The organism is Helicobacter sp., from assembly GCF_029067145.1.
Taxonomy (GTDB): domain Bacteria; phylum Campylobacterota; class Campylobacteria; order Campylobacterales; family Helicobacteraceae; genus Helicobacter_D.
The window spans coordinates 6,890-8,500 of record NZ_JAIEFA010000032.1 but is presented as its reverse complement, the minus strand read 5'-3'; the positions used below and the strand labels follow the sequence as shown (position 1 = coordinate 8,500).

The 1,611-nt window shown below is 41.4% G+C and carries 2 protein-coding genes and 1 pseudogene; all 3 read right to left on the bottom strand.

From position 1 onward, the window contains the following. Positions 1-89 precede the first annotated feature (89 nt). Entirely contained in the window at positions 90-305 is a 216-nt protein-coding gene (locus K2N75_RS03030) for a hypothetical protein (protein WP_300119943.1), read from the bottom strand. Continuing rightward, on the bottom strand, positions 305-496 hold the full coding sequence (locus K2N75_RS03025) for a hypothetical protein (RefSeq protein WP_300119941.1): 192 nt from the start codon (positions 494-496) through the stop codon (positions 305-307). Before K2N75_RS03025 ends, K2N75_RS03030 begins: the two co-directional genes overlap by 1 nt. Beyond that, positions 465-1,611: pseudogene (locus tag K2N75_RS03020) on the bottom strand (hypothetical protein); the annotation flags it as partial. The gene K2N75_RS03025 and the pseudogene K2N75_RS03020, both read right to left, overlap by 32 nt.

Sequence of the window (1,611 nt, the reverse complement as noted above, 5' to 3'; positions counted from 1 at the left end):
CCCCCCCCCCCCCCCCCCCCCCCCTTTTTTTTTTCACCCCAACCCCCGCAAACCCCCTTCAGGCCCGGCGCGGGGGCTCGGCCCTGGGTTTAACGCCAATTTAAAAAACCCCCCCCCCCCGCACACTCTACAAAAAATTCTAAAACAATCCTGCAAGGATTTACCCAAATTTCCTTTGGCTCTAAATAAATTTGCAAATATTCCAAATCAACGCGGGATTCAAACTCTACTTCCCAAGTGTTAGATTCTTGATTAAATTGTAATATTTTTGAAATCTCTTCCAAATCCTGATATTTGAAAATCATCACTCTTCCTTTTTCTGTTTTACCATTTTAAAGCTATCTTTTTCATAAATAATTTTCTCATTTCCATCAAAAGGTTTCATTGTTTCTCCTTGTATTTTCGTAATTACAGCTTCATCGCCTATAGCAAATCCGCAACCTATCCTATCAAACAAAATTGTTTTAACTTTTGCTTTTAATTTTGCAAAACACATTTCTTAAAAACTTAAAATTAACCCATTTCTCCTCCTTATTTGAATTTCTCACAAATCCAATATTGCGCATTTGACTCTCAATGAATTGTGGCAAAAAATTATTTAAATCCTTTCTATTGATTGTTTCACTTGTTATCACATTCTCTTTGTGGCAAAACTCCAAAACAAAAGTATAAATACTCTTAGAATAAACTTGTAAAAAAATACTTTTATCAATCCCAGCAAAAGTAAATTTTAACTTGTTTTTAAAATCCACTTGCACAATCAACTCATAAGACTCCATTGGAATCTCCATTATTTGCCTTGCCCAAGCAATCCTCTCAAAATACTGCCACACTTCACCACCACTTAATGGCACTTCCAACTTTGCTTTCCAGCCTCCATTATATGCGCTCCCACCAAGCTCTAACCAGCGATGATAATAAACCCACCATTGCCCCCAAGCTAGCGCACAAAGCTTATTATTCCAAAAGCGATTATGTTGCCCCCACGCGTGAATGATAGAGGATTCTTTGCTTTTTACCCAGCCCACATTTCCATAATATTTGTCCCCCAACTCGTAAATCTTTAGCGGATTTGTCAGCAAATAAAGGCTAAAAAGCACTTGGTCGCCGAGCTTTACCTGCGTGAAATAATCCTCGCAATGCTCTGCGATGAAGCGATACACAAACGCATACATTTCTACAAGTGCCATAGAACCAAAGACAATAATCCCAGTAGAATAGTTTTTCACTTCTTGCAATGCGGGGGGACATAATGCACCCATTCCTTGCGATAAGCTCGCACTTCCTCTAAAGCAAGCCACATCAAAATCCCCTTGCGCTAACTCCTCAATACCGCGCAAAAGTAGCATATCAAAATCCAAATATACGATTCTTTCACACTCACAAAGAAACTTCAAAGCCTCAAATCTCGCATAACTCATATGCGTATAGCGGCTTAGAATAGGATTTGTCTTGTCTATGTGGAAGCTAGGATTATATTTCTTAACCTCTGCACTAAAATCCTCAAAAGTAAAATCAACAAACACGAGATTTGGGGGGGGGGGGGGGGGGGGGGGGGGGGGGGGGGGGGGGGGTGTGGGGTGGGGGGGGGGGGGGGGTGGGGGGGGGGGG

What these genes read in the sequence shown, in the direction of transcription:
- K2N75_RS03030 (WP_300119943.1), bottom strand. Translation starts at nt 305, where the DNA reads ATGATTTTCAAATATCAGGATTTGGAAGAGATTTCAAAAATATTACAA.
- K2N75_RS03025 (WP_300119941.1), bottom strand. Translation starts at nt 496, where the DNA reads ATGTGTTTTGCAAAATTAAAAGCAAAAGTTAAAACAATTTTGTTTGAT.